The sequence below is a fragment of the candidate division WOR-3 bacterium genome (assembly GCA_011052815.1).
In the GTDB taxonomy this organism is placed as follows: domain Bacteria; phylum Hydrothermota; class Tepidihabitantia; order SM23-42; family SM23-42; genus DRIG01.
Genome location: DRIG01000107.1, coordinates 22,467 through 45,938 on the forward strand (window position 1 = coordinate 22,467; position 23,472 = coordinate 45,938).

General features: G+C 45.7%; 23 protein-coding genes and 1 tRNA gene. 9 read left to right on the top strand and 15 right to left on the bottom strand.

Features of this window, described 5'->3' with window-relative positions; translation table 11 throughout:
* Positions 1–2: 2 nt before the first annotated feature.
* The 5 genes from ENI34_10405 to ENI34_10425 form a co-directional block, all read right to left on the bottom strand.
* Positions 3–1,178 carry a MiaB/RimO family radical SAM methylthiotransferase gene (locus tag ENI34_10405; GenBank protein ID HEC79529.1) on the bottom strand — a complete coding sequence of 392 codons (1,176 nt, stop codon included), beginning with the start codon at positions 1,176–1,178 and terminating at the stop codon, positions 3–5.
* A 21-nt stretch (positions 1,179–1,199) separates the two neighbouring features.
* The gene (locus tag ENI34_10410; protein ID HEC79530.1) at positions 1,200–2,870 is read right to left on the bottom strand and encodes a 30S ribosomal protein S1; all 1,671 of its coding nucleotides are present in this window, start codon (positions 2,868–2,870) and stop codon (positions 1,200–1,202) included.
* Between the two features lie 182 nt (positions 2,871–3,052).
* Positions 3,053–3,532: a periplasmic heavy metal sensor gene (locus ENI34_10415; GenBank protein ID HEC79531.1), complete on the bottom strand. Its 480-nt coding sequence runs from the start codon at positions 3,530–3,532 to the stop codon at positions 3,053–3,055.
* 84 nt (positions 3,533–3,616) lie between these two features.
* Positions 3,617–4,075, bottom strand: coding sequence for a peptidylprolyl isomerase (locus ENI34_10420; protein HEC79532.1), 459 nt, complete (start codon positions 4,073–4,075; stop codon positions 3,617–3,619).
* 104 nt (positions 4,076–4,179) lie between these two features.
* Positions 4,180–5,334, bottom strand: coding sequence for a glycosyltransferase family 1 protein (locus tag ENI34_10425; protein HEC79533.1), 1,155 nt, complete (start codon positions 5,332–5,334; stop codon positions 4,180–4,182).
* Positions 5,335–5,778: 444 nt separating this feature from the next.
* Here ENI34_10425 and ENI34_10430 point away from each other — a divergent pair, with 444 nt between their 5' ends.
* Genes ENI34_10430 through ENI34_10445 form a run of 4 tightly spaced genes read left to right on the top strand, consistent with a single transcriptional unit; the run spans position 5,779 to position 10,243 of the window.
* Positions 5,779–7,029 (top strand): glycosyltransferase family 39 protein, encoded by a 1,251-nt coding sequence (locus tag ENI34_10430; protein HEC79534.1) that lies wholly within the window; start codon positions 5,779–5,781, stop codon positions 7,027–7,029.
* Between the two features lie 45 nt (positions 7,030–7,074).
* Entirely contained in the window at positions 7,075–7,962 is an 888-nt protein-coding gene (folD, locus tag ENI34_10435; GenBank protein HEC79535.1) for a bifunctional methylenetetrahydrofolate dehydrogenase/methenyltetrahydrofolate cyclohydrolase FolD, read from the top strand.
* 11 nt (positions 7,963–7,973) lie between these two features.
* A complete protein-coding gene (gene mtnA / locus ENI34_10440) occupies positions 7,974–8,990 on the top strand; it encodes an S-methyl-5-thioribose-1-phosphate isomerase (GenBank protein HEC79536.1) in 1,017 nt (338 codons plus the stop codon).
* The gene (locus ENI34_10445; GenBank protein ID HEC79537.1) at positions 8,987–10,243 is read left to right on the top strand and encodes a hypothetical protein; all 1,257 of its coding nucleotides are present in this window, start codon (positions 8,987–8,989) and stop codon (positions 10,241–10,243) included. Before mtnA ends, ENI34_10445 begins: the two co-directional genes overlap by 4 nt.
* 6 nt (positions 10,244–10,249) lie before the next feature.
* On the opposite strand, the gene ENI34_10450 is transcribed toward ENI34_10445, so the two are convergent.
* The 8 genes from ENI34_10450 to ENI34_10485 are packed head-to-tail and all read right to left on the bottom strand — an operon-like array spanning position 10,250 to position 18,155.
* Positions 10,250–11,035: an inositol monophosphatase gene (locus ENI34_10450; GenBank protein HEC79538.1), complete on the bottom strand. Its 786-nt coding sequence runs from the start codon at positions 11,033–11,035 to the stop codon at positions 10,250–10,252.
* Complete coding sequence (locus ENI34_10455) at positions 11,032–11,913, bottom strand: tetratricopeptide repeat protein (protein ID HEC79539.1); 882 nt, start codon at positions 11,911–11,913, stop codon at positions 11,032–11,034. Before ENI34_10455 ends, ENI34_10450 begins: the two co-directional genes overlap by 4 nt.
* Positions 11,910–12,926, bottom strand: a complete 1,017-nt coding sequence (gene cheB / locus ENI34_10460) for a chemotaxis-specific protein-glutamate methyltransferase CheB (protein ID HEC79540.1) — start codon at positions 12,924–12,926, stop codon at positions 11,910–11,912. Before cheB ends, ENI34_10455 begins: the two co-directional genes overlap by 4 nt.
* On the bottom strand, positions 12,923–13,381 hold the full coding sequence (locus ENI34_10465; GenBank protein HEC79541.1) for a chemotaxis protein CheD: 459 nt from the start codon (positions 13,379–13,381) through the stop codon (positions 12,923–12,925). Before ENI34_10465 ends, cheB begins: the two co-directional genes overlap by 4 nt.
* A gap of 44 nt (positions 13,382–13,425) precedes the next feature.
* Positions 13,426–14,220 (bottom strand): protein-glutamate O-methyltransferase CheR, encoded by a 795-nt coding sequence (locus ENI34_10470; GenBank protein HEC79542.1) that lies wholly within the window; start codon positions 14,218–14,220, stop codon positions 13,426–13,428.
* The gene (locus ENI34_10475) at positions 14,210–15,799 is read right to left on the bottom strand and encodes a tetratricopeptide repeat protein (GenBank protein HEC79543.1); all 1,590 of its coding nucleotides are present in this window, start codon (positions 15,797–15,799) and stop codon (positions 14,210–14,212) included. The genes ENI34_10470 and ENI34_10475 overlap by 11 nt, the downstream gene beginning before the upstream one ends.
* A 32-nt stretch (positions 15,800–15,831) precedes the next feature.
* Positions 15,832–17,751: a hypothetical protein gene (locus tag ENI34_10480; protein ID HEC79544.1), complete on the bottom strand. Its 1,920-nt coding sequence runs from the start codon at positions 17,749–17,751 to the stop codon at positions 15,832–15,834.
* Complete coding sequence (locus ENI34_10485; GenBank protein HEC79545.1) at positions 17,748–18,155, bottom strand: hypothetical protein; 408 nt, start codon at positions 18,153–18,155, stop codon at positions 17,748–17,750. Before ENI34_10485 ends, ENI34_10480 begins: the two co-directional genes overlap by 4 nt.
* A 142-nt stretch (positions 18,156–18,297) precedes the next feature.
* Between ENI34_10485 and ENI34_10490 the strand changes: the two genes are divergently transcribed.
* The 5 genes from ENI34_10490 (at position 18,298) to ENI34_10510 (ending at position 21,906) form a co-directional block, all read left to right on the top strand.
* Positions 18,298–18,371, top strand: a tRNA-Met gene (locus ENI34_10490).
* 54 nt (positions 18,372–18,425) lie between these two features.
* Positions 18,426–18,848, top strand: a complete 423-nt coding sequence (locus ENI34_10495) for a hypothetical protein (protein ID HEC79546.1) — start codon at positions 18,426–18,428, stop codon at positions 18,846–18,848.
* An 8-nt stretch (positions 18,849–18,856) separates the two neighbouring features.
* Positions 18,857–20,359 (top strand): hypothetical protein, encoded by a 1,503-nt coding sequence (locus tag ENI34_10500; GenBank protein HEC79547.1) that lies wholly within the window; start codon positions 18,857–18,859, stop codon positions 20,357–20,359.
* The gene (locus ENI34_10505) at positions 20,346–20,942 is read left to right on the top strand and encodes a gliding-motility protein MglA (GenBank protein HEC79548.1); all 597 of its coding nucleotides are present in this window, start codon (positions 20,346–20,348) and stop codon (positions 20,940–20,942) included. Before ENI34_10500 ends, ENI34_10505 begins: the two co-directional genes overlap by 14 nt.
* A 76-nt stretch (positions 20,943–21,018) precedes the next feature.
* Complete coding sequence (locus ENI34_10510) at positions 21,019–21,906, top strand: DUF4438 domain-containing protein (protein HEC79549.1); 888 nt, start codon at positions 21,019–21,021, stop codon at positions 21,904–21,906.
* An 11-nt stretch (positions 21,907–21,917) separates the two neighbouring features.
* On the opposite strand, the gene ENI34_10515 is transcribed toward ENI34_10510, so the two are convergent.
* Together ENI34_10515 and ENI34_10520 are read right to left on the bottom strand one after the other, a co-directional pair.
* On the bottom strand, positions 21,918–22,988 hold the full coding sequence (locus ENI34_10515; protein HEC79550.1) for a protein arginine kinase: 1,071 nt from the start codon (positions 22,986–22,988) through the stop codon (positions 21,918–21,920).
* Positions 22,978–23,454, bottom strand: a complete 477-nt coding sequence (locus ENI34_10520) for a hypothetical protein (GenBank protein HEC79551.1) — start codon at positions 23,452–23,454, stop codon at positions 22,978–22,980. Before ENI34_10520 ends, ENI34_10515 begins: the two co-directional genes overlap by 11 nt.
* Positions 23,455–23,472: the final 18 nt, after the last annotated feature.

The window sequence follows — 23,472 nt, forward strand, 5'->3', positions numbered from 1 at the left end:
CTTCAACCGCCGATATCAGAATCAGATACGACTTCACCGTAAGTTCCGTCTGAAGTGACCTCTGTAATCTTCACATTCAATAATCGGTTTCCGCCGCATTTTTCCGCAATCTTCACCCGGATGTAATTATCAGTAATGCCCGAAACAGAACCGTTCTTCTCTTCAGTGATAATACTGAAGATGCGGTTCAACAAACGCTTTCTGAAAATGTGATTCTTCTGACGAATCAAATTCTTCAATACCCAGAGCCGCTCTTTTTTTACCTTATGCACCACCGGGTCGCCGAGACCGTATGCTTCAGTACCCGGCCGTGGAGAATACGGAAAAACATGAAGATGGGTGAACGGATTCTCCTCGATGAACCGGCGGGTGTTGTCGAACCTTCCATCGTCTTCACCGGGGAAACCTACGATAATATCAGCACCGACAGCAACATCGTCGAAGTTCGTCGTTATCAAATCAATCACCGTCCCGAGATATTTCACATCATAACCGCGCTTCATCCTCGAGAGAATCTCATCATCGGCACTCTGCAGTGGAATATGAAAGTGGCGGCAAAAAGGTAAGCTTTTTAAAACCGAAATCAATTCTTTATCAATGAATTTCGGTTCCAGGGAAGATAATCTTATCCGCGGCAAATGCTCCAGCCCGCTCAAAAACCTTAAAAGTCCGATAAGGGAATCACCGACCTCTTTTCCATAAAGACCGATGTTCGCACCGACCAGGACAATCTCTTTATATCCTCTGTCCACTGCCCACTGGATCTCTCTTTTGATATCTTCGTATCTTTTGCTCTTTATTCTGTTTCTTATTTTTGCTACAATGCAATAAGTACACTCTTCATTACATCCGTCTTCAATCTTGAGAAAGAAGCGTCCCCGATCAGGTTCAGGATAAATCCCCTGAATTAGTTCTTCACGTTGAATATGGTCGATGACCCGAAACGCTCCGGAAAACTTTTCCGGGTGGATCCTGCAGGCACAGCCGGTCGCGATAATCTTCGCGCCGGGATATTTTTTCAGCGCATATCTGAATTTTTTCAGTGATTTAATCTCGGCTTCTTTAGTGACACAGCAGGTATTGACGATTACGAGGTCGGGTACTCCGCCGAACTTTTCAAGCAGGCAAAAGCCCTCATATTGATTCAGTTTGCAACCTAAATTGAATATTTTCTGCAATACTCAACTACAAATAGAAAACTATTTTTCTTTTTCGCCGAGTTTTTTATTCAAGCCGAGAATATCACCGATGGTGAATTTATCGGTAGGTTTCGGCTTAACGGCTTCTTTCTTCTTAACCGGCGGTTTGTGCAACTCTTTTTCACTGAGGATGATTCTCCGTAATCTCGGATTTATCTTCTTTATCAAAACCTCTATCTCTTCACCGAGTTTATATAAATCCTTTGGTTTTTTGCCGCGCCGCGCCAGGTAATTCGCCGGGATGAACTCCTCGATACCGTTTTCAAGCATAAGCCTTATTCCCTTGGGCAGAATATCACTCACTTTGCCGGTGATCGTCGAACCCTCTGAATGCGCTTCAGTAAATTTGGTGAACGGGTCTTCTTTCGTATGTTTGATGCTCAACGAAATCCGGCGGTTCTTGCGATCGATCGTCCTGATCACCGCTTCAATCTTCTGTCCTTTTTTGAGATAGTCAGAAGCCTTCTTGACCTTCTTGTCCCAGAAGAAGTCATTCACATGGATAAGACCTTCTACACCGTCCATAAGCTGCACAAAGGCGCCGAAATCCTTCAGGTTGGTGACTTTGACGACGACCTTCTGCCCCACCTTGAACTTTTCGTCGACCGTTGACCAGGGATCAGGTTTTGTCTGTTTTATGCCGAGCGAAATTCTCCTCTCTTCGCGCGCAATCGACAAGACCACCGCTTCCACTGTATCGCCGACCTTAAGAATCTTCGTCGGATCTTTGATATCCTTGGTCCAGGACATCTCTGAAACATGGACAAGACCTTCCACACCTTTTTCAATCTCGATAAAGGCGCCGTAGTCCACCACACTGGTGACCTTACCCTTGATCTTTGTCCCAACCGGATATTTCTTTTCAATCTTAAGCCAGGGATGTGGTGAAAGCTGTTTGAGTCCGACCGCAATCCTGCCTGTCTCACGGTCCATAACCAGGACCTTAACCTTTATCTTATCATTGATCTTGACCACTTCAGCCGGATGGGTGATCTTGGACCAGGAAATATCCGTTATATGAAGCAGGGCATCGATTCCACCGATGTCGATGAACGCGCCGAAATCAGTGATATTACGCACTACACCATTTATCACATCCCCCACTTTCACCTTATTGAATATCTTCTTCCGTGCCTTTGCCTGTTCTTCTTCAACCGCGAGTTTCCGGGAAACCACGATATTCTTGCGCATCATATTTATCTTTACAATCTTGACTTCGATCTTCTGACCGACCGCGGCGTCGATATCAGCCTGAGATTTGAATTCAATCTGGGAACTGGGTAAGAACGCCTCAACACCGATGATGTCAACGGCGAATCCACCTTTGATACGTTTTCTGATTTTTGCAGTCGCAAGTTCACCGTTTTCATAGAGATGTTTTATCTGGTCCCAAGCCAATTGAAAATCCGCTTTCTTTTTGGAAATCACCGGAAAACCGTCGCGGTCCTCATAGGCCTCCAGAAAAACATAGACCTCTTTGCCGACAAAGGCGTCTTCAGGCGAGGCGAATTCTTCAATCGGTAAAAAACCTTCCGCCTTCAGCCCGAGATTCAAAAGAACGCCGTTTTCCGTCTGTTTGATTATCGTACCTTTTACAATCTCCCCCTCTCTCGGTGTAACAAAAGATGCTTCAAGAAGTTTATTCATTTCTTCTTCTGAATAACTTTTCATTGCTATAAATCCTCCTTTGAATAGTTTTACTATTCAGGTTATGATTATACAAAAATAAAAAGGGTTGTCAATAGAAGGATACAACCGAATTACATCAACATCTTCTTATACATCTTAAGAGTAAAGGGTGCGAACAGAAATGTTTTATGCCTCCTCTTTTTAGAAGAGGAGGCATAATTCTCTTATTCCTCGACTTCTTCTTCCTCGCAGCAGTGTTTCTTGATTATCTTCTTCTTCATTATTTTCTTCAGAAGCGGTTTTTTGAGTTCTTCTCTCTGCTCCGGAGTGAGGACCGACCGGATTTTAAGCATCTCGTCGAGTTTTGTCTGTTTTATTTTAAGTTCGATCTTGTTTATCTCTTCGGTCAATTTCATTATTTTACTTCTATTCGGCGTATCAGCCCTCATCTCTTTTTCCAGGTCGAGTCGTTTCAATTCAATCTCAGCCTTTAAAGGAATTATCTTTTTCTGAGCCTCAAGTCGCGCCGCTTCTATCTCATCACGCTGGGAAGCCGTCAGATCGAGCATCTCGAGTCTCATCTCAGGCATCATCCTATGCCCGTGGGGCGGTTGGCCGGGTGGGAAATTTCTACATCCCTCCTGTGCAAAACCGAGTGAAACTACGATGAAAAGAACGGCTGTTATAGAAAATATTTGTTTCATTTTAACCTCCTTCTATGAAATTAGACGGTTGCGCCGACGGAAAGGTTTAAAGAATGAAATATTTATATTATCCGCGGAGAATTATCATTCTTTCTCTTCAATCCAGACCTTTTCCATTACAACCTTAGTGACGGGTCGATCCATATAACCGGTCTTGACGTCACCGATCTTTTCCACAACATCCATCCCTTCCACCACTTTTCCTATGATGGTATAGCCGCCGTCCAGACGCGGCTGCGGAGCAAGACAGATATAAAACTGGCAACCATTGGTATTGGGTCCGCGGTTAGCCATCGCCACGGTTCCCTTCAGATGTTTGAGTGTCGGTGAAATTTCATCCTCAATCTCATAACCCGGATCACCGGTGCCGTCTCCTTTGGGACAGCCTCCCTGAATCACAAAACCTTTTATCACCCGGTGAAATGTCAGACCATCATAAAAACCTTTCTTCGTCAATTTCACGATGTTGGCGACATTTTTTGGGGCGTGTTCCGGATATAATTTAATGACGATATCCCCGAAGTCTTTTACTTTGATATTCATATATAATCCTTTCCCTAATTCCTTAACTTCACCGCCTGCTTCAACCTTTTCGGTCTTAGGTCCGGCACAGGCGAGCAAAATCAGAAAAAATGCAGCCAGATATTTCATCTTACCTCCTTTTTATGGCCATAGATTGATGAACCGCGCTGCCGTTGTAATAAACTTTCATAATAAGCCATAACCCTTGCAGCGATGTTACGCCAGGAAAGTTTAACGGCGAAATTCCGTGCATTGGTGCTCAATCTATTTCTCAAGCGGCTGTCTTCCAGAATCCGTATAACCTTATCCGCAATATCATAGGGATTGTTCTGATCGAATAACAATCCATTCATTCCGTCCTCAATTACTTCATTATATCCGGCGATATTCGATGCTGCAACAGGTCTCGCCGTAGCCATCGCTTCAGTGAGGACGATGCCGAAAACTTCGCCGCCGGTGGCGGGTGAAACATAAATATCACATGTCGCATAATAACGTGGAATCATCTCGCCGGTCACCCTCCCTTCAAAATACACGGATTCCCGCAACCTGCGGGGAACCATCTCTTTATACTGCTCCATCAAAGGACCGGCGCCGACAACAATGAGAAGTGCATCTTCAATTCTCTTCTTTATCAAAGGATACGCCTTCAAGAGCTTATCAAGCCCTTTTCTCGGATCGAGTCTGCCCAGGAATAATATCTTCGGTCTGTCTGCAGGAAATTTTTCGAGGGGTTTCACCTCAGGATGGAATCGCTCGGTATCGACGCCGTTTGGAATTATACGGTAGGGAATCGGAAAATGCGGAAACGTGGTCAATGAAGCGGTTTTCGACGGATAGATTACACCGTGTAGTTTCTTATGATACATACGCTTGAAGAAGACCTTCGCGAACTTATATAGATTCACACCGGTGAAAGCGGTGTGGAACGTCGCAACATTCACTGCCCTGGAATAGTGGAGCGCCCAGTAAGGCAGATTCCAGCCGATGGGACCGTTTGTATGTATGATGTCGAATCTTTCATTCCGCACGAAGTTTCTCACCAGAATGGGTAATCTATGATGAAAGGTGAAGGTGATCGTCGCTTTGTTCCCGTTGAAGAAAAAACACTTTCCGATTCGTCTTGTCTTAAGATCATCATGATACGGTTCAGAATAATGTGGTGCCAGAATCACGACTTCATTGTCGAGGTCTTCCAGGTATTTACCGAGAAAATGCATATATTCTGACACGCCTCCGGGATGCGGATAGTATGAATCAGATGATAGAAGTATTTTCATAGAACGTTTGCTATAATAATAACAAGAAATCCGCCGATGTCAAATGTTTTATTGCACCAATAAAAAATAGCCCTGTTTGATTTACAGACCATCCTTTTCCCTGTCATTTCTTCGTTCTACTCAGGACGGAGGGCGAAGGGCTAAGGGCATAGGGCGAAGGGCGGAGGGCATAGGGAGCGGTGCTGGAAGAAAGCTGCGCTGGAAGGGATGCACTTCGTGCATGGAAGGGAGCTGCGCTGGAAAAAAGAGAGATTCTTCGTCCGCCTGCGGCGGACTCAGAATGACAAGGAGGAGCGTTTAGAGCGTTGTGAGCGTTGGAAACGGAGAGCGGGAGAAAGGGGGAAACGGAGAATGGGAGAAGGGAGAAATGGAAATATGAGAAAAGTGAAGAGGAGTCAGATAACCTTCATATTGACATCCTCGGCACGCGCAATATAATGAAAAGTGCAGCAAAAATTTCGAATCTCCGGCATTGTAACACTGCTGTTATTAATCGGTCTGCTGTTGAGAACAGGTGCTCTCCTTGGAACAAAAGCGTATGAACATCCCGGGGCATGGGAATACGGTGACATCGCACAGAATATCGCCGCAGGCAATGGTTTCAGTCGCGTGGCTCGGTTCAGTGACTCCTTAGAACCCACTTCCAGTCATGCTCCTTTATATCCGTATCTCCTCGCCTTTTCATATAAAACGACCGGCGGCGCCGTACCGCTTTTAATATTACAGATAATTCTTTCCACAATAACCATCCTGCTGATACATCAAACCGCCCTGCTTCTGTTCAACAGAACCGCCGCATCCATAAGCGCCCTGTTCATCTGCCTCTACCCTCCTTTGATTTACTACTCCATTAAACTCACGCCGACGACGCTCTTTCTCTTTTTACTCGCTTCCACAATCCTGTTGATTTTAAAACTGAACAACGCCCGCCGCCGAACCGCAATCGCCGCCGGGTTTACACTCGGCCTGTCAATATTGTGCAATCCCGTCGCTTTCAGCCTCATTCCCGCCATCATATTACACTGGATCATCACGGGAAGGAAAATCCTGAAACAATATATCATTCTGTTCGTCATCACCCTGCTCACCCTCATTCCCTGGACAATCAGAAATTATGCGGTCCACCACTCGCTCATCCCAATCACTACACAGGCGGGAGTGAATTTCTGGATCGGCAACAATCCCCATGCGACCGGCACAGATTACTATAAAGTATCTTCGCCTGAACAGGGTGATTTTGTTCTCATGGTTGAAACCCTGCCGCGGAGCATGAAACAGAACCTGATCTCATATACGGAAATCGAACGTGCGAATTTTTTTCTGTCTGAGGGAATGAAGTTCATTAAAAAAGAACCCGCAAAATTCATCATCCTCCTCTGCAAAAAGGCCCTTTATTTCTGGTGGTTCGCCCCGCTGCAGATAAACGGGTCTCCCGACGCAAATAAATACCGTAATTTCCATATCGTACTCTACCTGCCCGTCCTGATATTGGGACTCTGCGGCGTTTTCTTTTCACTATATCATCCCGTGAATAAAAAAGCGGTCTTTATAACCTGTTTCATCATTCTCCTCTCGCTCATCTATATAATCACTCATGTGGGGCTGATAAGATACCGAATGCCCGTGGAAATCTATTTGATGATGTTCGGTTCTTTCACGCTGTCCCGCTTCCTGCATCGGAGATTCTTCAAATGATTGACAATACCGATATTCTGGATATTATCTGGATAAGGAGGTTGAATGACAAAAATCCTGAGCGGTAAAGAACTTTCCCGGAAGATGCGTGAAGAATTCAAATCCGAAATAGAAGAATTGAAGAGCAGATATAACCTTGTTCCCGGCCTGGCGGTCATTCTCATCGGCGACGATCCCGCATCAATGTCGTATGTGAAAGGAAAAGAAAAGGCATGTGCCGAAGTGGGAATTTTGTCCCGTGAATATAAATTCGATCCCGACTATAAAGAAGAAGAACTCCTGAATCTCATTGGTGAATTGAATAATGACAGAACCATACACGGAATTCTTGTCCAGCTGCCCCTGCCAGAACATATCAATGAAGAAAAAGTAATCTACAGCATCAGTCCGGAAAAAGATGTGGACGGTTTCCATCCCATAAACATCGGCAAGATGATGATCGGCGCTCCGTCATTTCTTCCCTGCACCCCCCATGGAATTCAGCTGCTGCTGGTGCGTAATGGAATCGAAATTCAGGGTAAACATGTCGTCATCGTCGGAAGAAGTAATATCGTCGGCAAACCGCTGGCAATGATTCTCATCCAGAAAAATCCGCAGGCGAATGCAACCGTTACGATATGTCACAGCCGGACCGAGAATCTGTCGACAATCACAAAAACCGCCGACATCCTGGTGGCGGCGGTGGGAAGACCGCATACCATTACCGCGGATATGGTGAAATCCGGAGCAGTGGTCATCGACGTCGGAGTCAACCGGGTGGAAGACAGCACCAAAAAGAGGGGGTATCGTCTGGTCGGTGATGTGGACTTTGAAGAGGTCAGTAAAAAAGTGAGTGCAATCTCTCCGGTACCGGGTGGCGTCGGTCCGATGACCATCACAATGCTTCTGTATAATACAATCCAGTCGGCGAAAGCGCACGCCGATATTAAATAACATCCTCTGTTATGGTCGACTTTAAAACAATCGAATACATAAAAGAAAGTAATGAAATCATAATACTCGATCAGACAAAACTGCCCGAACAGGAAATTTACATCCATCTCAAAACACCCGAGGAAGTGTACGGTGCAATCAAAAATATGCAGCTGCGCGGTGCGCCGCTGATCGGAGTGGCGGCGGCTTACGGTATGGTCCTGGCGGCATACAATAGGAACGCTGACGAGGTGATGAAAGCGGCAGAGCTGTTGAAGTCTGCACGCCCCACCGCGGTCAATCTCAAATGGGCGGTGGAGCGGATGGAAGCGAAAGCCGCTGAAGACAAGGATATATACGGGATTCTTTTGGAAGAAGCAAAGGCGATTGAAAAAGAAGACCGCGAATCCTGTCAAGCGATCGGCGAAGCCGGTGCACCACTGATAAAAAACAGTTCAAAGATAATGGTCCACTGTAATGCCGGCGCCCTGGCGACCACGGGTATCGGAACCGCCCTCGGAATTCTCTATACGGCAAAGGCTCAAGGAAAAGAATTCTCTGTCTATTCCTGTGAAACAAGACCTCTGCTTCAGGGAGCACGCCTTACTTCCTGGGAACTCACCCGAAACGGTATTGTCACAAATCTCATCTGTGATAATATGGCGGCGACATATATGGCGGAAATGGATCTCGTCCTTGTCGGCGCCGACCGCATAGCAAAGAACGGTGATACCGCCAATAAGATAGGAACCTATGGAATCGCAATCATAGCCGGACACTTTGGTGTTCCATTTTACGTAGCCGCTCCGACATCAACCTTTGATCTTGAAATCGAATCCGGTGAAATGATTCCGATTGAAAAACGTTGTGAAGAAGAAATCCGTTTTTTCAACGAAAAACAGATCGCCGCATCAAAAGCCAGGGTCTGCAATCCCGCATTCGATGTCACACCGCACTCTTTACTCACAGGGATAATCACTGAAAAAGGAATCATAGAACCTCCCTATGAAAAAAATATTGAAAGATTACTCAGGACTGCTCAAAAATGACGCTCATATTCTTTTTAATCGCCGTAGACTCATTACCTCCTCTTCCGATCCTGTCTGATGTTCTCTTTCCCGAACCAGAGCTCTGGCTGAAAAAAATCGACAACATCCTTACAATCAGCGGCGCCGCCGGTGACTTCTACGACGGATACTACAACCTCAGATTCGGCAATCTGAATTCCTCCGGTTATTATAAAAAAGGCAGTGACTGGTTCCCTTCAAAACAAGCCGGGATGAAAAGCTCTTATTCGATTCCTCTGACGCATCTCTGGGTTGAACCCTGCTTCTCAGGCTTTTTCCTCGATAAGGTCGATTACTATGAAGCAGTCTGTCCGGGATTGAGTTTCGCTTCGACCAATCCCTGGTCGATCATCTCAGGCAGAACCGAATTCGACCTCTGGGAAATAAATGGTATGCACCATATTGAAGGAAAGACAAAACTCAATATATTCTTCGACCGCCTCTGGTTTCTTCCATATTTTGAAATAAACAATTTCTATATAAACAGAGGATTGAAAACCGACGCCGCGGCAAAGGTACATATCCGTAATCTTCACCTGGCGATCGGCTCTTCAATATCCGACGCCTTTCCTGCGCCCCGTTTATACCTTCAATATTCAATCCCCGGTTTGAAGTTCTCGGCAGGGGTCAATTCAGGCGACGTCTATAAAACACTTAAAGAGCGCTTTACCCCGAATACACCGCTGAAATATAGAATGGCGGTACCAGAAGAGAATCTGAGAGTCGGTTTTGAATTGAATATTTCATTTGAGTTTCTTAACCAATCTCTTGATATCACAGGCACTTATAACGATTGGTTCAACCGCCTTATCATCGGAAAAAATTTTGAAATCGACTATCTTGAAGAAGTTAAGGAAATAAATATAGGAATCAAATTAAACGACAATCTCACTTTCAGCCGATTGAAGATCGTGAATGGATTACGCCTTGATTATAACCGGGCTGATTTAGAAATTCCTTTTATGCCTGAATATCTCTTCTGCGACAGTCTGAGTATAGAATACGGTATTCTGAATCTCTGTACCGAGATAAAATACTTATCCCGAAGAAACGGACTTACCCAATCCCTTTCTCCGACTATGCTCGTCACGCCGACAATAGCCCTGCAGTTCCGACACTTTACACTCTTCACCACGATATCCAATGCAACCGATTATACCGACCTCTTATTTGATGAATACCGTCTTAAAGGACGACAGTATGCCGGAGGGTTGAAATTCCACTGTAAATTCTGATCTTTCTTACGGATTGAGAACCCTCATCATCTGTTTATGAATAAACCCGTTGGTCGCCAGCACCTCATCACCGTAAATATCAAATGGTCTCCCCTTAAAATCCGTGATCTTTCCTCCGGCTTCTTTGAGAATCAATGAACCCGCTGCCTGGTCCCAGGGAGAGAGTTTCAATTCCCAGTAGCCGTCGAATCTTCCACACGCCGTATAGCATAAATCGAGCGCCGCAGAACCAAGCCTCCTCACCGCCTGAGCCTGGCGGGCAAACTTACTGAAATTGGAAAGATTATTCTTCCGCGTCCTGCGGATGTCATACGGAAACCCCGTCACCAATAAGGCATGCTCGAGTTTCCTGATGCGGGAAACCCTGATTCGTTTTTTGTTGAGAAAAGCACCCCTGTTCTTGACCGCTGAGAAAAGTTCTTTTCGCGTAGGGTCATAAACAACACCCAGCACCACCTCACCGTCTACTTCAAGGGCGATCGAAATACTCCAGATCGGCAGATTATGAGCGAAATTTGTGGTGCCGTCCAGGGGGTCGACAATCCATTTGACGACCGCTTCAATCCTACGCGTCATATCCTCTTCACTGAGAATTCCGTAATCAGGATATTCTTTTCTGAGTGCCCGGATTATCATATCCTGGGATTTCCTGTCGAACTGGGTTACTAAATCGACCTCCCCCTTATAACGAATCCGTTTCTGCCTGCCGATCTGTTCAAAAAGATATCCGCCGACGCGGCACACCAGTTCAACAACAAACTCAAGGGTTTTGTTCAAAGACAGGGAATTCATTCAGCTGAATCTTCCTTCTTGAATATCTTGTCAGGTTCGATCAACGGTTTTATCTTATTGAGTTCCTCAGCACAAAGATTTCCGTATTTGGAATCCTTGTCGATCTTGATACATTTTTCAAAATATTCAACCGCTTTTTTGAACTCATACTGTTTTGTTTCTGAAAGCCCGAGATAATAATAGGCTTCCTGAAGATTGGGCCCCAGCTGCAGCGCTTTTTCAAAGAACTTAACCGCATCCGCCAGCATCGAGCGTTCGTAATATACAAGTCCCAAATAATAATTCGCATAGAGAGCCGCCATCCGATCTTTGGTCTGCTTTGCAGCCTTTACCAGATGTTCTATCGCTTCTCCCCAGATTCCTTTTTTGTAACAGATATAACCGATATTGTTCAATGCAAAAGGATTATCCGGGTCGGTCAACAAAACCTGCTGTAAATAGAGCATAGCATCGTCGTAAAGTCCCTTATTCATCAGCGCCAATCCCATAAAACCCAGACCTTTGATATTTTGGGGATCAATATCGAGAACCCGACGCAGGACCTTCACCGCTTCACTGTAATCCTCCATCACAATCAAATTCCACGCCCGATCAATAAGGGTTGCAAGATCCAGTTCTGCAGAGGTCTGCGATTTGACAAAAGAATAGAACTTACTCACCTCGAGTTTCGATGACTTGCTGCGTTTGAAATCCTGGGCGATCGCCCTCAATTCATTCTGTGCATCATTCAAAGATTTCAAGGAATGGGCTATGTCGATGTAAAGTTCCTTGATCTCCTCTTTAATCTCCTTCTCTTTATCAGGGGTGAATTCCTTAACCTTTTTCTTCAAAGCCTGCAATCGATTTTTTAAATCTTCCATTTCATCTTCTCCGCTCATCTTCTGGAAATAAATTCGAAAATCTTATCGGGAATCAATTTCAGCGGCAGAACATAATCCACCATATTCGTGTTTATCGCGGACTGCGGCATTCCGCCGATCACTGCATCGTCTGGATCCTGGGCGATCACAATTCCATTCTGTTTTTTGATTCTTATAACTCCTTCGGCGCCGTCGTGTCCCATACCGGTCAGAACAAGCCCGATCGCCTTGTTTTTGAAGGCGGACGCCATTGAATCGAACAGAACATCAGCCGACGGTTTGACGCCGTGACGCGGCGGGTCATTATTCAAGACGACCCTCTTGCCTTCTCCGTCCACTGTGGTGTGGTAGCCGCCGGGAGCGATAAGCACCTCGCCGTTCAATATCAAATCACCGTCCCTCGCTTCTTTCACGACCATACTGGACCTTTCATTCAAATGAAGAGCCAGACTCGCGGTAAAATACTTGGGCATATGTTGCACCACGATGATCCGTAAACCGCATTTCGCAGGCAGTGAAGGAATTATGTAATTCAACGCCCTGACCCCGCCCGTGGATGCGGCGATCCCGATGTAAAGGTCCTTGAATTTTTCAGTCGTACGGAAAGTCTTTTTCTTCAATCTCTGTGTCAATCTCGCAACGGCGGCTGCTTTTAATTTGGCGATCAACTCTTCTTTGTAATTATACAGGTCAATCGAAATAGGACCGGATGGTTTGGTGAAGAAATCAACCGCTCCCATCTCCAGCGAACGTATCGTCAATTCGGCGCCTGATTTGGTGTGGGCGGAAAGCATCAGAACCGGTGTGGGGTTTGTCTGCATGATTCTTTCAAGAAGGACCAGACCGTTTTCCCCCGGTAATTCATAATCCAGGGTCACAAGGTCGGGCTTCAATTTGTTGAACTTCGCCCATCCTTCGACCACATCACGCGCTGAACCGCATACCTCAAATTCACCGGATGAATCGATTATATCACCTATCACCCGCTGCATCAAAATAGAGTCTTCAACAATCAGAACTTTCTTCTTCATAAAACTTTTTCTCCATGTTTAAACGAACGTACCCTCACCTCGCCGGTACTGAGATTCAAAAAAACCGTTCTCCCCCAATTGCCGAAAACATCTTCACCGACAATCGGTATATTCAATTTATTCAACTCTTCCCTCGTCTGCAGGACATTTCTTTTACCGATCTCATGTTTGGCAAATCCCTCAAACATTGTGGCGCCGCCGATGATCTTCGCGATTATCTTATCAGGTTGCGCCCCCATCTCAATCATATCTTTCATCATCTTCGCAATCGCAGCCCTGGGGTATTTCAAGCTGTTCTCGTTCCCTGAAGGCAGAAGGCAGTGCGCCAGACCGCCGATCTTCTTCTCGGTGTCATAAAGTATAATAACGACACAGGAACCTACCCCATAAGCAGCAAGCACGGCTTCTCCCTGTTCGACCTTCAATTCTCCTATCCCTACCTTCTCTTCGTTCATTTCATAAAACGCAGTTCACAGCCGCCTTCCCATTCATATCCACGCTACGACTGAACAGGTTTTTTTCGGTAGACATGTTCGGGACGGCTGATGACCTCGAACAGCTTGACTTCAGGGATTCCGATCAGCAATTCCGCCTTACCGATGACCAGATAACCGCCCGGTTTCAAGTGGTCGTAGAAATTTTTCAATATGGTCGACTGCGCACTGCGGTCCAGATATATCAATACATTCCGGCAGACGATCAAATCACACGGGTCAAAAGACGGTGGCTCAAAAAGGTCGATGTTCAAAAAAGTAACTCTTCTTTTTATCTTATCGGAAATAGCAAAACCGTCCTCAGTCTCTGTAAAATACTTTTTTAAAATTTCCTCAGGGGTATACTGGAAGACGAGCTTCGTGTAGACTCCCGCGCGCGCTTTTTGCAAAACATTATTGTCGATGTCAGTGCCGTAGATATCCACTCGATGGAGCAGTGAATTCTCCGCCGCGGTGATCGCCAGGGAATAAGGTTCTTCACCGTGGGCGCAACCTGCACTCCAGAACACCATCGGCCCGGTCCTCTTTTTGAATTCCGGAAATATCGAATTGCTCAAATACTCAAATGTCTCGGGATTTCGAAAAAAATACGAAAGATTGATTGTTATCGTGTCCAGCAGCCGCTCCATCTCTTCAGGCTCTTTTTTCAGATATTGATGGTATTCCTCAAAGCCGTGGATGTTCAACGCCCTCATCCTCACCTTTATCCGTCTCTTCAGCGGTTTCTCTTTGTAATGCTGGCATCGGAATGAAGTCTGTTTTCCGATGTAGTCGATGAGTTCCTTGAAACTATTTTCCACCAGATTTTTGGAGCACCTCGATATTCCGCGCAATAACCTCTTCGGAAGGATTCAGTTTCTGAGCTTCTTTCCAGAAATCAAGGGCTTTCGCCGAATCTCCCTGACGCAAATAAATATTGCCGAGTTTGAAGAGAATCTGCCAGTCCCTCTTGTCATCAGGAATCTTCTCATATAATTCCTTCGCCGCACCCAGTATCTGAGCTTCATAATAAAAATCAGCGAGATTCCTGCATATCAAATCATCCTGAGGAGTCACCTCAAGCGCCTGTCTGTACAGTTTTTCAGCCTCTTCTGGTTTATCCATACTTTCGTAAAGGACCGCCAGATTATTTTTAAAAGCGGTGAATCTGGGGAATCGATCGATGGCATCATTCAACACCTGCAATGCCTCTTCAATCTTATTTTCCTCAAGATAGATCTTCGACAGATAAAAATACGGTGTAATCACTTCAGGAGATCCTTCAATCACTTCCTTTAATATCCCGGCTGATTTATTCAAATCTCCGTTTTTATACAGAACAATTCCCAGATTAACCTTTGCCTTTACGTTGTCGGGCTCGAGTTCCCTCGCCTGATTCAAATATTTTTTCGCGTCATCGTACAGGCTCAGGCGTGAACTTACATAGGCGAGATTAATCAATATCGAGGCACGCTGTTCGTTTTCAGAAGCCTCCAATAATTTCTCACGCGCCTCCTCATAGTTGCCGCGTGCAAGTTCTATAAGCCCGAGGTAGAAAAACGCCTCGGCGTTTTGTCCGTCGATCTCCAGTATTTTATTGTACTCACGTTCTGCTTCTTCGTACATCTCGGTCTTGTAAAAAGCGATGCCGAGATTCTTATGCTCTGATATGTCTCCGGTTACCCGTTTCTTTTCCAGCGGCTTCTCCGGTTTCTCGATCAATCCCGCCGACAATAAACCGTATATTGTTCTGCAGGTCTCGAAAAAATCAAAATCCGAAAGTTTCAGAATGTCATCTATGGTCCTATTGCCGTCAATGAGTTCGACCACCTTCTTCTCTTCGGCCGTCAAAGGTATTTCTTCGGTATTTTCTTTTCGGACAAGGATCGTTTCAAAAGGAGGAATCTTATTCTCTATCTTACGCCATTCGTCGATTCGACGGGCACCTTCAAGAAGAAGTTCCTGTGCGGAAAGTTGAACAGTATATTCCTCGGCAGAGGGAAGCAAATCGGCTTCAAAATTAAAATACCCGCTCTCCCAGGTCAACATCGTAAAGATCGTCTGTTCGATCTGTTCCTTGAGTTCCTTCTCCAGGAGATCTCTGTTTATGGCACCCATATCAATGAGAATTTCACCGAGCCGTTTCTTCTTGTCCGATTTTTGAATCTCCAGCGCCCTGGAAAGGGTTTCATTATCAATCGTTTTCTTCATCAACAGAATATCGCCCAATCGTTGTTTCTTATTCAGAATCGTCGCGTAAATAATCTTCCCCTCTGAGATGAATATGTTGCCGAAATTTCTGCCGTCCGTGACCGAAAGGCACCCGGATTTACCGGAATATGTCAAAAGTTGTATCACATCAGGCAAGGAAGCTTCTGACAACGAACCCTTGATCGCCATTTTTCAATCACCTCTGTTATTCTTGAACGACATCAATAATTATCCTCAATCAGTTCTTCAGGAATCTCCTGAATGATGAATCTCTCACCCTTGACCGCTTTCAGAGAAACCGGAAGTTCGATCTCTGACCTGGCTTCGACTTCCGCTCCTTTCTGTTCGGGAGCTGCAGATTCAACGACTTCTTCTTTTTCTGGAACGGCCTCTTCTCCCGGCAAGCCGAGTGCGATAACTTCCGCCTCTTCTTTTTTCTCCTCTTTGACCGGCGCGGATTCTTCGCCGGGCAGACCGAGAGCCACGACCTCTGGAGCAGGCTCCGGCGGTGTTTTCTCAAGTTTCTCCAGGAATTCATCTATTGCGTAAAAAGAAGAGAACTCCGGCAGCCCCTGTCCTATCACCTGTTCTGCTCTTTCCGAATCCAGTTTTGTTTTGATATACTCCTCAACAACAGTTTTATCCGGCGGCTTCAACTCGACCTCGATTCCCATCTCAAAAACCGCTTTTTCATCTTCTGAAAGTGTCACCTCAGAAGAGAATCTTTCCGCACAACAGATAACCGCCCTATTTGATTTCTGGGCTTCACGGATAAGTTCGAAAACCTCTCCTCTCCTGTCGAACTCCTGTGAAAAAACCCGATGAAAATCATCGAAGAGAAAAGCATCATACTGCTCTTGCTCACCAGAAGAAAATCCGCTCTCAGAACCGCCGAAATCAACGAACATCACTTTCTTTCCCTGCTGTTTCAGGTCGGCATCAACAGCCTTCAGCAACCGTGTCTTGCCGGTTCCCGGAGCACCGAAGATGATAAAAGGATTAAACTTTTCACCGAAATTTTTCAAAACCTGTTCCTGATAAATCTCGACCGCCTGCCGATTGTGCTCACCGATAAGCAGTTTATCGAACGGCTTCTCAGCCGCCGGAGCAGGAACCGCACTTTTGATTTTGTTGATCAACTCTTCGATCTCATCAAGACGATCCGGTGAAAAAAGCATCGATTCTATTTTCATCGCCTCATCTGAAAACCCTCTGGTGTCCAGAGCCCCGAATTCTTTCTGAAGTTCAATCAGTTTCTCAACCTTCTTGATGAAATTATCGTACTCCTTCTTTAGAACTTCGACATCTCCGTCCAGAAGCGGCTTCAGAGAAGAAGTATCAAACCCCTTCATCTCCCACACGTATATCTTTTCCCGATATTCCTCTTTCAGATCGAGTTTTTCCGACACCCCCTCCAGGATTTCGCTCGCATTTTTCTTCAGCTCTTCCAATAACGATGACACCGGACTGTATATCCCTTTGGGATAGAACTCTTTCAAGATCATTCGTATACTGTTGACGTCGAGTGAAAGATTCCCCAGTGAAGAGTAAGCGACCAGCCGATTAACCATCCCCTCGATGGTTCTAATGGACCCAGTGGAAATCTGAGCAAGCTCAAGCACCACATCATCGGGAAGGATGAGGCCGCTCTCCCCTGACTTTTTCTTTATCACTTCAACCAGAGCCATCTCCTTTGCCGGAGATATATCACAGACGAGTCCTCCTTCAAGCCGCGAGAGTAATTTCACATCGAAATTTTTCAACTCCCTCGGTGCGGCGTTTCCCGAAAAACAGAGTTGCCTGTTGTTGGTAAGACACGAATCAATAAGGCTCAGTATCAAATCATGATACTCTTTTGCCACAATATGGAGATCGTCGACGATTATCGGGGTGTTAAAATCTTTTGTCTCATCCAGATATTTTTCAAATTCTTTTGCTGAAAAAAAGAGAACCTCAAATTTTTTACTCAACTCGGTATACAACGCCCATAAAAGGTGGGTCTTACCGAGCCCGGTCCCGCCGTAAATGTATAAAGGATTAAACAATTCTCCGGGAAATTCTATGACTTTCTGAGCCGCCAGAAATGCGACCTTATTCCCTTCGTAGACGTAAAAATTTTCAAAATTCATATCCCGTTTCATGCTCCGTTCCCCAAAATTTCCTCTGCTCCCTGTGAAAACGCCTCACTTGCGACCTTGACCACACCCGGCAGTGTGCGGTCATCAAAGAGTGAAACCAATAAGTAGTCGTCATTAACACCTATATAATAGATGCTGAACTTTTCACCTTCCTGCAGAAACTGATTGAATCGCTTCTCACCGACGATGCGGGCGAGTTCCATCGTGGAATTGAAAACACCGCAGGCGAGTGCTGAAATCGCAAGCACATCGAATGAATATACAAACCCCTTCTGCACAAGAAGCTGTCCGGATATGGTCAAAAATATCGCCCATACCGTATTTGCCCGGGCGCAAAAATCACCGAGCAGATTTTCAAGTTTTTTTACTTTCTTTTCTGAAACAGTTATCGCCTTTGTTTCATTCATCACCCGAAATTATAACAAAGATTCGGCTCAAAGTCAATAGTCCGTATCACCTTTTTCAACCCTTTCCACTGTGTAAAAACGCCCCGGAGATTAAGGTGATTGACAACCGTATTATTTTGAATATAATTTGGCGTTCAGTATCGGGCCTGTAGCTCAGTTGGTCAGAGCAGCTGACTCATAATCAGCGGGTCGGGGGTTCAAATCCCTCCGGGCCCATTTTTTTTATTGCCTACTTGACTCACGCCTTTTTAGAGCTATAATTGTCGGTTCATGAAATGGTCTGTCCACCCCGCAAAGGATAATCAAACAAAAACGATTGTGAGTTTGGTCTTCATCTTCGGGTTTCTCATCTTCATTGCGGTATTCTACGGTGTCTTCTGGGCGGTCTTTGGTTTTATCGTCCTCTTTCTGTCGCTCCATTCCTATTACTTCCCCACCCGTTATGAAGCCAACGATGAACGCATCATCATCAAAAACATCTTCGCAACACAAAAAAGAAGATTAACGGAATTCAAAAAAGTTTACCGAGGAAAGAACGGCCTCCTTCTGAGCCCCTTCAAACACAAAACCTTTCTCAATAAATTCCGCGGTGTCTTTTTACTACTTCCGCAGGACGAGAACGCATCTCAGGTGATCTTTGATTTCTTCCTTCAACGGATCGAGCAGGAAGAAGAAAAGGAACAAAAGGAATAAGGCCGGGTATGCAGGATGAAAATACGGTTCTCGCCCGTAAATACGCCTCTGATCTTTCCATTCCCGAAGAGCTGGCGCAGATCCTGGCTCAACGCTTTCCTGTATACCGGGATGCAAAATCTTTTCTGAATCCGGACATCAAAGACCTTTATCCACCCGACACCATTCCCGACATTGAAACCGCTGCAGATATAATCATAGAATCGATAAAGAAGAACGAAGGACTCCTCATCTATTCACATGACGATGTGGACGGCTACACCGCAGCCGCGGTCATGTACAAAACATTAAAAGAAATCAGCCGCGATACTGAAAAACTTTTCGTCTATCCGGTCGTCCGCGAAAAAGACGGCTATATCCTCAACCCGGATGTACTTGACGATTTCAAGAAACGCGGAGTCGAACTTGTCATCACCGTGGATTTCGGCATCAGCAACAGAGAAAATTTTACAATTGCCCGAACCAGAGGTCTGAAACTCGTCGTCTGCGACCATCATGAAACCCGAAATACCGACTTTCCAGTACCTGCCGTGGACCCCAAAAGACCTGATTCGAACTATCCCTTTCGTGAACTCGCCGGTGTCGGAGTAAGCTTCAAGCTCGCCCAGTTTCTTTATCAAAAGGTATTCAAACTTTCAGCAGACGAATTCTACAGATTGAAAAAGGATTTCTTTGTCCTGGTTATGCTGGGCACTTTTTCCGACCGTGTGACATTGCTTCAGGAAAACAGGATATTCTGTACCTGCGGCATGGAGATACTCAAAAAAAGGGAACTGCCCTGGACCGGTCTGTTTCGGAAAGACAATGAGTTGACGATAAATCAGATCACAGAAGAGATCATCCCGACGCTTGCATCGGCGGCATACTGTAATCCGCAATACGGAGTCGATTTTTTGATAAAAGACGACCGGAAGTACCTGAACGCGATTCTTGAAGAGCTGAAAACAACAACCGGTGAGCGGAGGCGCGGCGCCGACCGCCTCTTCAGAGAAGCCGTATCAGCAGCCAAGATCCTGCCCGAAATCGTCGTTTCAATCGTCCCTTTTTCAAAACAGCACTATCTCGGTGTGGTCGCTTCTCGTATGAAATCACGCTTCAAAAGAACGGCTGTCGTGATCGGGCTGAAAGACGAAAAGTGCTTCGGTGAACTGCGCAGTTATAATCTTGATCTCTATAAAATGCTCCAATCATTTCAAGAACTTTTCCAGGACTTCGGTGGGCACAAATCCGCCGCCGGCTTTACCATGGTGAAAGAAAATCTCGACCGATTCGTCGAAGCCGTCATCAGATATGTTTCAGACGACGGGGATTCAACCACTGAAAATAATGAGGCGACTCTGAAAAAAGAAAAACCGGTATTCCTCGATAAATCGAATGTTCACATCCTGAAACCGTTGCTGCCGTTCGGTGAAGGAAATCCGCCGCCGGTATTGACAGACGGTATAAATTTTTATACAATAGACAACCGATTGAGGATAATAGACAGAGGAATAGATAATGGCGAATCTTAACTTTGCGAAAAAAGAGTTGAATCTCAAGATTGTTTATTACGGCACGGGACTATGCGGAAAGACCACCAATCTTCGGACAATCTTTTCCGCCCTCGGTCCCGACCGAAGAGGCAAGATGATGAGTCTCGCCACAGAACTCGATCAGACGCTCTTCTTTGATTTCCTGCCCGTTGACCTCGGAAATGTCAAAGGATGGAAATTGAGACACCATCTCTACACGGTTCCCGGCCAGATATACTACAATGTTTCCAGAAAACTGGTATTAAAAAATGTGGACGGTATCGTCTTTGTCGTCGATTCACAGGAAGAGCGCCTTGATGAAAACATCGAAAGTTTCAATAACCTCCTTGATAACCTAAGAAGCTACAATTTAACCCTTAAGGACATTCCCCTGGTTATTCAATACAACAAACGTGATCTTCCAAATATCATGCCGATCAGCGACCTGCAACTTCACATAAACCGCGACGGTTATACATACTTCGAGAGTGTCGCCATAAGAGGAATAGGCGTTTTCGACACATTGAAATCCATCTGTAAATTGACCGTTTTGAAACAGATGGAAAAACTTCCGCAGGTTTAGGTGTTGCACGTGCTGAGGGAATGGCACAAGATAATAATCACCCCGTAGTAAAGAAGAAGATAAAAAGGAGAACTTTATGTTGAGAACAAATGAAAAAAAATTGGTCATGATGTCGGTTCAGGGTAAAGTATGTAATCCCGGCGCCCGTAGAATGCACGGCGTCGACGCCCAGGGAAAGCCCTTTCATCTACCGGGTACAGGCGGAATCGTGTATAACATAAAGGTCGGAGATCCGGCGTTCGGCTGGGAAGCGGACCACATCGAGCCCTGCGTATCTTCGATCCTGGATGAAAAGAACAGATACGACAGTTCCAATACCGGTTATGTCTTCTACGCCTGCGTGGGCAATGAAGCGATAATCAAAACTGGCGACGCAAAAGGGAAAAAAGGAATCGTTACGGGCCATCACGGCGGTGCAGAACACGTGATGATCGACTTCCCGGATTCTGTCCTGGAAAAATTGACCCACGACGACAAGATAATGATCAAAGGCTATGGTCAAGGGCTTAAGCTCCTTGACTACCCGGATGTCGTGATCTACAATCTTGACCCGCGCCTCCTGCGTAAAATGGGGCTGAAAGCGGTCCGGGGAAAACTCCGGGTACCGGTGACGGCGAAGATCCCCGCCGAACTGATGGGTTCTGGAACCGGCAGCTTGATGATGACCGGCGGTGACTACGATATAATGACGACCGACAAAAAATTCATTAAAAAATATCAAATCGATAAGTTACGCTTCGGTGATTTCGTGGCTTTGATGAACCACGACAATGTATACGGAAGAAGTTTCCGCAAAGGAGCCGTGACAATCGGAATCGTCATCCATGGTGACTGCCGCTATGCAGGACACGGTCCTGGAGTTACTACACTGATGTCGGCGGCGAAACCGATTATCGAACCTGTCATAAACCCGAACGCCAATATCGCGAAGATAATGAAGATTGGAAGATTCAGAAAAAGATAGGTTAAAAAGCTCTACTTTTCCGCACCCGTCTCTCCAGCCGCCTCGGTGAGTCTTTTTCTGATGTATTCCGCACGTTTGACGTCGCGCTCGTGCTCCTCCAGAATCTCGCCGAAATACAACTGAATATTCGCCGGTCTGGAGACGAGCATAATTTCGTTGATTACATCAAGACTTATATCTTTTATAACACCGACACCGATACCGAAGCGTACCGCGGAGAGCAAATTCAGCACCTCGTCCGTACTGATCAGCCGCGCCGACTTGAGGACCGCCAAACTGCGGAATATCTTATCTTCGAATTCATCCTTTGCCTTTTCAAAGATCACATTTCGGGCTTTCTTTTCGATATCCATAATCATATGGGTCAGTTTGATAATGGTCTGGATCAACTCTTCTTCTTTCAAACCCAGGGTATGTTGATTGGAAAGTTGAAAAAGACTTCCTTTTATCTCGGTTCCTTCTCCATAGAGACCGCGGACGGTCATACCGATCTGCACCGCACCTTTCAATACCTTCTCGACCTCGTTCGTAAAAACAAGGCCTGGAAGATGGAGAAGCACTGACGCCCTCAACCCGGTGCCGAGGTTTGTCGGACAGGAAGTCAAGAAACCATACTGTTCGTCAAAGGCATATTCCAGGTCCTCGCCGATCTTCTCGTCCAAGGCGAAGACGTCACTGGATATCTCGGTCAGATTCAAGCCGTGCGACAATCCCTGTATTCTCAAATGGTCTTCTTCATTGATCATAATGGAGATTCCGCCGCCCTCGCTCAGAAAGAGTCCGGCTGGTCTGTTGAGTTTAAGAAACGCCGGTGATATGAGATGGCATTCCAGCAAGGATTCCTTTTCCAGGGGTGAAAGTTTCTGGATGTCCAGAAACTTTCCCTTCAACTTTTCTTCGACCACCGAACGCACCAACCGCACCAACCGGTCCGAGTCATTGTCCTTCAACTTTATCTCAAAAGGAATATCCGAAATATTACGGGCGATCCTTATTCGGGAAGAAACGACGATCTCATCCTCTTCGGCGCCGGTGTACGATTCCCTGTCAGAAGGGAGAATCCATTTGATATTATCCAACATTATCGACTCCGAAAGCCTTCAACTTATCACGAATCTTCGCCGCCTCTTCATACGCTTCTTTTTCCAGCGCCTTTTTCAACTGCTCACGTAGTTTAAAAACCTCAAATCCCCTCTTTGCACCGGCTGTCCTTTTTCTGCCCACATGTCTGTCGCTCTGCTGGATCTGCTTTATAAGATTTTTAATATACGGCTGGAAGGTACCCAGGCAATGACTGCAGCCGAACCTTCCTATACGTTTGAACTCGGCAAGCGAGAGATAACAGACAGGACATATAACCTTTTCGTCCTTGGCGCTCTTCTCTTTGAGCAGCTTCTGCAGAATTTCGATCTGCGACATCTTCTGCGCCATAATAAGGCCCCGCTTCTGGGCGCATGCCTCACAAAGGTGCAGTTCGACTATCTTACCGGGCAGCACTTCTTTAAAGAATATCGTCGCCGGTCTTTTTCTGCAATCATCGCATAGCATATAACCTTCCTTCTTTCA